Source organism: Pirellulales bacterium, assembly GCA_019694435.1.
Lineage (GTDB): Bacteria > Planctomycetota > Planctomycetia > Pirellulales > JAEUIK01 > JAIBBZ01.
The window spans coordinates 40171-47927 of sequence record JAIBBZ010000003.1; the positions used below are offsets into that span (position 1 = coordinate 40171).

The following is a 7757-nucleotide window of genomic DNA, read 5'->3' on the forward strand; positions in this document are numbered from 1 at the left end:
GCGCCACGGGCGATATAGTGATCCCGACGCAACGCTCGTCGGGGATCATGCATGCCGCCTACGGCACTCACGGCCATCGAGTTTCTCGACCAACCGTCGACCACGGTACCGGGCGTGATCGCGGCATATGGCGACGACGCCTTCTTGCGCCAGCAGGTCATCGCCCGCTGCAAGTCGCTCGTGCTGGGCGACGACGACGGCCAATTCAGCCAGAACACGTTTGACGGCCGGTCGGCCGCGCTCCGCGATGTGCTCGACGAATTGTCGACCGGGGCGCTGTTCGGCTCGGGCCGGCGGCTGATCGTCGTGGCCGACGCCGATGAATTCGTGACACGATTTCGCGAGCGACTCGAAGAGTACGCGGCGCGCCCCAAGGCGTCGGCCGTGCTGCTGCTCGACGTCGTACGCTGGCCGGCGAACACGCGTCTGGCCAAGGCCGTGGCTGCCAGCGGGCTGGCCATCGATTGCTCGGCCCCGGCCCCGGCGCGACTGCCCAGCGTGGTCATCGCCTGGGCCAAATCGCATTACAAAACTTCGATTGCCCGTGATGCGGCCGAAATGCTGGTCGAAATCGTAGGCAACGAGCTGGGACTCATCGACCAGGAACTTGCCAAGCTGTCCGGTTTCACTCCGCCGGGCAAAGCGATCGAGGCGTCGGCCGTGCAGGCCCTCGCAGGAAGTTGGCGCACCCAGACAGTGTGGGAAATGCTCGATCTGGCCGTCGCGGGGCAAGCCGGCCAGGCGATCGCCCTGCTCGACCGCCTGCTGGCTGCTGGCGAAAGCCCGATTGCCGTGCTGGGTCAAATCGGCTCGTCGCTGCGCCGCTTTGCTACCGCCACGCGGCTGATCGAAGCGGCCGAGGCCAAGGGCCAGCGTCTGCCGCTGCGCGGCGCGCTGGAGACCGCCGGCGTCCGCGGTTTCGTGCTCGCCAAAGCCGAAGCTCAGTTGCGCCAATTGGGCCGGCAACGAGCCGCGCAGTTGCACGCCTGGCTCCTGCAGGCCGACCTCGATCTCAAGGGCGCGAGCAACCTGCCGGCCCGGGTGATCCTCGAACGGCTGCTCGTGAGAATGTCGGCAGCAATGCAGCCCAAGCCGGCTGCGCCAGCTACGCGCCGCTAGCACCCGATCCTGCCGTGCGGCGCATTCATCTTGCCGCAAATCGCCGCGCGACCTATTCTCCGCCCCGATTTCCACGACCCGCCTGCCGCGGTCGTCTTGTCGAATACAGCGCGCGGGGCGAGCTCATCGTGCCAGGAAGTCGATACCCGGATTGACCATGACACGGCCGTACCTGATGCTCGCCCTGCTGTTTGGCGCCTCGACGGCGCTCTGCGGCTGCCGACAAGCGCCTTGGCCGCATCTTTCGGGCATGGCCCCGCGCCCCGCGACGGGCACCGCGCTGACCGGCGAAGACCCGGATCTGGCTGCGGGCGCATCGGTACCGCGCTCGGGAAGCAACTTGTCGGCCGCGCCCACTGTGCCTCAGGCCGCAACCGCGTTCGATTCTCCGCAGCCTGCCGCCGCGCCGCCTCAGGGCGATCTGGCCGCGGTGATGAACGAGCTGCAATCGTTGGGTGCGATCGACCCGGCGCAACAGAACCAATTGTTGGAAGACCTGAAAAAGAGCGATCCCAAGTATTGGCCCATGATCACCCAGTCGTTCCGCGCCGCGTTGAACCGCCAGCGCGGCGACGCGGGAACCGCGGATACGGCGGTCGCCCCGCCGCGGACCGGCTCGCCGGCGCTGCTCGCCTCGGCCACGGTGGCCCCCACGGGCACAGCCTTACCAGCCTCGTTGGCGACGGCACCTCAACCGCTCCCCGCCCCGACCATCGCTCCCGCACAGCCGGCGACTGCCGCCGCCGTGCCCGAACCGCTGCCCCAGCCGCCGAGCATGCCGATTGCGCCCGCGCAGACCGTGCGTGAAGAGTTCGGCCCGCCGCCGCCGGTCGACTCGACGGCCAGCGCGATGGCCAGTCCGGGAGCGACAGGTGATTCGAATGCCATGATGGCCGCGCGGGTCGGCGCGACCTCGCCAACCATCGCGCCGGCCGCCGACAGCCGCACGCAGATCGACACGGCCATCCGTTCGCTCGAAAACGAGCTCGCCACGGCGTCACCAGGCTCGGCATCGACGTCGGCCCGACGGGAGCTGCAATTGCGAATGATGTACCTGCTGGCCGACCGGCGGCAGGACGCGCTGCGTCCGATCGACGGACTGCCGGCGGCGGAACAGGAATACTGGTCGGGACAACTATACGCCTTGGCCACGTTCCTCGACGAGAAGCGCGAGGCCGACGCGAGCCGACGTGCTGCAACGGCCGTCGAGCATTTGCGCAACGCTTCGGCGCGACTGGCCGAGCTGGGTGTCCTCGAAGTGAAGAACCTCGCCTTCTGCACCGAAGTCAGCAGCTACGGGGTGTTCAAGAAATTTCCCGACACGAAATTTGCCCCCGGGCAGGAAGTGTTGCTCTATGCGGAGCTGGAGAACTTCAAGAGCGAGCAGACTCCCAAAGGCTGGCACACGGCTCTGCGCAGCTCATACCAGGTGCTCGACGACCAGGGACGCGTCGTCGACGAACATCAGTTCGATTTGACCGAAGAGTATTGCGCGAACGCCCGGCGCGATTTCTTCATCCGCTATTTCCTCTACCTGCCCGAGCGGATCAATCCCGGCTCGTATACACTGCAACTGACCATCGAGGACACGCTGAGCCGCAAGATCGGCCAGTCGTCGATCCCGGTGACCATTGCAGCCCACTGATACCTGGCGACGAGTCGCCCGCGATGATCACGGCCGAGGCGCTGGTGCTGGGGAGCGGAGGAATCGGCAGCGCGGCGCTGGCAGCGCTGGCGCGGCGCGGCTGCCGGGTGATCGGCATCGACCGCTTCTCGCCGCCGCACGATCGCGGCAGCTCTCACGGCCAGACGCGGATCATTCGCCAGGCCTACTTCGAGCATCCCGACTATGTGCCGCTGGTCCTCAGGGCCTTCGATCTCTGGCACGACCTCGAAGCGCGGTCCGGAGTGCGCCTGTACCATGAGTGCGGGCTGCTGCAAGTCGGCCGGCCCGGCAGCCCCGTCGTTGCCGGAGTGCGCGCCAGCGCGGAGCGCCATCGATTGCCGCTCGAATCGCTCTCCGCGGCCGAAGCGATGCGGCGATTTCCCGGGTTTTACTTGCCCCCGGACGGTGAAGCGGTGTTCGAGCGCCGCGCCGGAGTGCTGCTGGTCGAAGCTTGTGTTCGGGCCTGTCTCGACGACGCCGTGGCGCACGGCGCGAGCCTGCGCGTCGGCGAAATGGTCATCCGCTGGAAATCGACCGGCGACCAGATCGAGGTGCAGACCGATTGCGAAACATATCTCGCGCCGCGCGTCGTGATTGCCGCCGGACCATGGGCCGCCGACTTGCTGGACGATTCCGGCTTGCACTTGACGGTCCGGCGCAAGGCCCAATTCTGGTTCGAGCCCGGCGATCCCGTCTATCGGGCCGAGGCCCCCTGCCCTGCCTTTCTGTTCGATACGCCTACGGGCATCTTCTACGGCATGCCGGCGTTCGACGAGCGCGGCGTCAAGCTGGCCGAGCACACCGGCGGCGAAGTCGTGCCGAACGCGACGCTCGTAGATCGCAGCTTGCGCCCCGAAGACGAGCAGCGGGTACGTCGCTTTGCTGCGGAACATCTGCCGCATCTCTCCGATCGACGCACCGACCACGCCGTGTGTCTGTATACGATGAGCCCCGACGAACACTTCGTGCTCGATCGCCACCCGCGCCAGCCAAAGGTCGCGTTCGTCGCCGGGCTGTCGGGACACGGCTTTAAGTTTGCGCCGGTGCTCGGCGAGGCCCTGGCCGACCTCGTACTTGCCGGACGTACCGCGTTGCCCGTCGACTTTCTGGGGCTTGCGCGGCCAAGCCTGCGGGCATAACGCAACGAGTTCCCTCGCCGTCGGCATCTTGCCTGCGCAGGTTCTGGCGCGCACATGCGCAGGACGATCATGCGGCCGGCGCGTCGTGCAATTGCTCGATCGCCGGGCACCGCGTTAGTTAGCCAAGAACGCCAGGCACTCTTCGCGATCCCTGGCGAATCCGCTTTCATGGGGAGCGACGGCAAGCACCGCGGCATATTGCTCGGACGCCTGGCGATAATGTTGCGCGGCTTGTGCCGGATCGGCGAACCGCAGGAATCGCGCCCGCCAGAAGTGCGCCCGTGCCAAGTAACCGCGCGTCTCGAGATCGTCATGGCGAGCCAAGGCTTCGGTCGCCGCGCCGATGGCAGTCAGGAGCGAGGCGCAAGCCTGCTCTTCTTGGCCGGCGTCGAATTCCACGCGCCCGCGCCAGAACAGACAGCGTGCATACGCGCGTGCGTCGCGGTTGTCGAGCGTCTGCCGCGCTGCCAGGTCCTCGAAGTGTTGAGTCGCGCGAGCAAAATGCTCGCTGGCGGCGCGCTGATCGCCCTGGGCCATGGCCAGGTCGGCCACGAACAAGGCCACCAAGGCCTTGACCCGGGTCGATGGTCCGACCGCCCCCGACGGATCTTCGGCCAACGTGTGCAGCGTGCCGACCGCGGCAGCCAGCCGCGCGCGGTATTCGTCGGTCCCCTCGACCGCCATGATCGCGGACAGCCCTGCGCTTGCCCACCGTACGACCGCGCTGATCGACTCGTCGGGCTGGGTACCGGCCGCTCGAACGACCGTGACGCCGTTTTCGAGCGCCGTGCAGGCCCATTGCGCCGCGTCGCGATGGTTTCCCAAACGACGCTGCGTATCGCGATAGCAGGCTTGCAATTCAACCAAACGAGTGCGCAGGGCCAGGTCAGCGGGGTGCCGGCCCAGCCAGGCGTCACAGGCTCGCACGGCCACGGCCAGATAGTGCTCGGCCTCGACACACACGCCTTGCACAAGCGAGAGCCTGGCGGCGTAGATGGCCGTGATCGCCAATTCTTCGATCATCGATCGATTGTCGCTATCGCCGGCCAACAGCGCACTGCTGTCGGCAAACGCTTCGGCATATGCCGCCAGCGCCGCTTGAGGCTGGCCGCCTGCCTGCAAGCATCGTCCTCGATAGCGCCACAGATCGGCCCGCGTCTGTCGCAAGAACAAGGGCGCATCGGACGCCAACTCGCCGAGTGCGGCCGCGGCCCGGTCCAGGCTTCGCAATGCGGCCGCGGCACCCGCGACGATCTGCGTCGACCGATGTGCGACGAGGCAAGCGTTGGCGAGCCCGCCGCGGGCTTCGAAATCGGGTCGCCGCTCGAACTCGACTTGCCATCGCCGGACAGCTTCTGCGGCCACCGGCATGGCCTGCTCGAACTGGTCGATCTGGTTCAAGCGATGCGCATAACTGGCATAGGCGTTGGCCAACTCACGCGCATACGATCCGAGTCGTGGCCCCGTTTCGACCAGCGCGCTCGCGTAGTACTCGACCGCACGGCGGCGCAAATCGCGAGCCACCTCGGCCGACGCCGGATGATGCGATGCCCCATCGTCGGCCACGGCGAGCATTTCCTTGATCAGGCGCTGCGCGTGAACGAACTGGTGTTCGGCGCGTTGCCGCTGCCGCTCGCTTTGCGCCAGGTGAGCTTCTGCCCGGCGCCATTGCCAACTGATGCCTGCCAATCCACCTAGAATCGCGGCGGCCAGCGCGGCCCATGATGCCGCCAGCACCGGCCGCCTGCGGCACCAACGCGCCGCGCGCATCGCGGTCCCCACGCTACGGGCCTCGACCGGGCGCCCGGCAACAAACCGTTCGAGATCGTCGCGCAGCGCGGCGGCGGAACCATAGCGCCGGGCCGGGTCTTTCTCGAGGCACTTGTGAACGATCGCTTCCAGATCGCGCGGCACGTGCGGCGACAGCCGTCGCAAAGAAACAGCTTCGGCGTCAACGACCAGCCGCAGCGTTGCCGGGTCGGATTCGCCGACCAATGGCGGGCGGCAGGCCAGCACTTCGTACAACACCGCACCCAATGCATACACGTCCGTCGCAGGGCCGATTCGGTCCAATTGACCTTCGGCCTGCTCGGGCGCCATGTAGGCAGGCGTGCCAACGAGGCTGCCGGTGCGGGTCGCCGTGCCCGTCTCGGCGAGCAGCTTGGCGAGTCCAAAATCGGTCAGCTTGGGCACGCCGGGCAGTTGTCGCGAGCTGTCGCGCGCGGCGGCGCCGTCTGCCGAGTCGAACAGCACATTGCCCGGCTTGATGTCGCGATGCAGCACGCCGCGGCTGTGGGCATGCTGTACCGCATCGGCCAACTGGGCGATTAACCGCGCCGCGATCCGTGCATCGACGGGGGCTGTCTGCCCACGCAGCCATTCGGTCAGATTGGGGCCCTCGCAATAGGCCGCGGCAATGTAAGCGACCGCTCCCGCCTGCCCGGCTTCGTACACGCCAACGATGTTCGGATGAGCCAGGGCCGCGGCTGCCCGCGCCTCGCGCAGGAACCGCTCTTGCAACTCGTCGCTCACCAGCGCCTCGGGACGCGGGATCTTGAGCGCCACGCGACGTTCGACGAACGGGTCTTCGGCCAGGAACACCACGCCACAACCACCGCGGCCCAGCTCGCGCACCAAATGAAACCGGCCAAGCTGTCGCCAGGGAGTTTCTGCAACCGTAGGGCGCTCGTCGTCTTGCCGCCGGGGCCAGACCTGCTCGACCAGCCGCAGGAACGCCAGTCGCTCTTCGAGTGCCGGGGCGGCGATCGCGTCATCGGGCCAGGCCGCGAGTTCGCCCGTGAGCTGCCGGTCGAAGGCCACGAGTGCCTCGTCCATGTCGTCAGCAGCCAGGCGCGAATCGTCGCCGACCGCGCTGTCAATCGTTCTGTGGACCATGGCGTTGCTCAAACTCTGCCTGCAGTTGTTCGATCGCACGGACCCAAAGCTTGCGCGCGGCATTCTCGGTGCGTCCGAGGGCCGCACCGATCTCGGCAAACGACAATCCTCGATGGTGCCGCAGACGTATCACCTCCTGGTAGCCGGCCGGCAGAGTCGCCAGTGCAGCGCCGAGCGCGGTGTGCGCCTCCTGAATCAACGCCGCCGAGCGGGGCGTCGGGTGATGATCGACTAGCGCCGCCGTCAGACCGGGCCGCGAGCCGCCGGTCGCGAGCGGAATCTCGCGCGTGAGGTGCCGCTTGCGCGTTTGCCGATACGACCGGGCCCGATCGGCCAGGTTGTTGAGCAAGATTCGTCGCATCCAGGCCAGCAATTCCTCGGGCGAATCGCCGACGAATCGCCCGATTGCGGCCTGCGCATCGACAAATGTTTCCTGGACCAGGTCCGATGCGCCGGTCTTCACGCGCAACAGCGAATCCATCTCTTGGCGGGCCACGGCCAAGAGATAGGCGCGGCATTGCTCGAACAGCTCGCCCAGGGACGACGCCGAGCCGGCCCGCGCCTGATCGATCAACCGAGCCCAGTCAGCCGCGGTCTCGCGCGCCGCGTTGTGTTCGACCATCGAGGTCCACCCCTTCGTCGCATCGCCACACAAGACGAGGAGATTCTCGCCCCGCCAGCGCCCCGATACAGGGACCGCTCGCGGTCACCTCGCTTTACGATTTGCTGGCCCTCCGAGTATCGCCCCCAGCCCAAGGGCCGATCAACTTCCGAAGTTAGCGCAACAGGAATCCGCCGTCGCAAAGTTTTATTTTTCTGCGGCCGATTTTCTCCCCGTTCACGCTTAGAGGGTCATTGGAGGCTTTGCATGCCAGCGGATCCCATCACCGTGGGCCGTCGGCAGCGACGAAACCTCCGGCGCGGCAAGGAGATGCCGC

At 67.1% G+C, this 7757-nt stretch carries 5 protein-coding genes; 3 read left to right on the forward strand and 2 right to left on the reverse strand.

Features of this window, described 5'->3' with window-relative positions; genetic code table 11:
• The first annotated feature begins 51 nt into the window (after positions 1 to 51).
• From holA to solA, 3 genes are all read left to right on the forward strand, one after another.
• On the forward strand, positions 52 to 1119 hold the full coding sequence (holA, locus tag K1X74_04110; GenBank protein MBX7165514.1) for a DNA polymerase III subunit delta: 1068 nt from the start codon (positions 52 to 54) through the stop codon (positions 1117 to 1119).
• 157 nt (positions 1120 to 1276) lie between these two features.
• Positions 1277 to 2764: a hypothetical protein gene (locus K1X74_04115; protein MBX7165515.1), complete on the forward strand. Its 1488-nt coding sequence runs from the start codon at positions 1277 to 1279 to the stop codon at positions 2762 to 2764.
• Positions 2765 to 2787: 23 nt separating this feature from the next.
• A complete protein-coding gene (gene solA, locus K1X74_04120; protein ID MBX7165516.1) occupies positions 2788 to 3924 on the forward strand; it encodes an N-methyl-L-tryptophan oxidase in 1137 nt (378 codons plus the stop codon).
• A gap of 114 nt (positions 3925 to 4038) precedes the next feature.
• Here the strand turns inward: solA and K1X74_04125 are convergent, their stop codons facing one another.
• Both K1X74_04125 and K1X74_04130 read right to left on the reverse strand, forming a co-directional pair.
• Positions 4039 to 6819, reverse strand: a complete 2781-nt coding sequence (locus K1X74_04125; GenBank protein MBX7165517.1) for a serine/threonine protein kinase — start codon at positions 6817 to 6819, stop codon at positions 4039 to 4041.
• Positions 6800 to 7441, reverse strand: a complete 642-nt coding sequence (locus K1X74_04130) for a sigma-70 family RNA polymerase sigma factor (protein MBX7165518.1) — start codon at positions 7439 to 7441, stop codon at positions 6800 to 6802. Before K1X74_04130 ends, K1X74_04125 begins: the two co-directional genes overlap by 20 nt.
• Positions 7442 to 7757: the final 316 nt, after the last annotated feature.

Bases quoted from the DNA above. Each gene is read 5' to 3' on its own strand.
- K1X74_04130 (MBX7165518.1), bottom strand. From the start codon at position 7,441: ATGGTCGAACACAACGCGGCGCGCGAGACCGCGGCTGACTGGGCTCGG.
- K1X74_04115 (MBX7165515.1), top strand. From the start codon at position 1,277: ATGACACGGCCGTACCTGATGCTCGCCCTGCTGTTTGGCGCCTCGACG.
- holA (MBX7165514.1), top strand. From the start codon at position 52: ATGCCGCCTACGGCACTCACGGCCATCGAGTTTCTCGACCAACCGTCG.
- solA (MBX7165516.1), top strand. From the start codon at position 2,788: ATGATCACGGCCGAGGCGCTGGTGCTGGGGAGCGGAGGAATCGGCAGC.
- K1X74_04125 (MBX7165517.1), bottom strand. From the start codon at position 6,819: ATGGTCCACAGAACGATTGACAGCGCGGTCGGCGACGATTCGCGCCTG.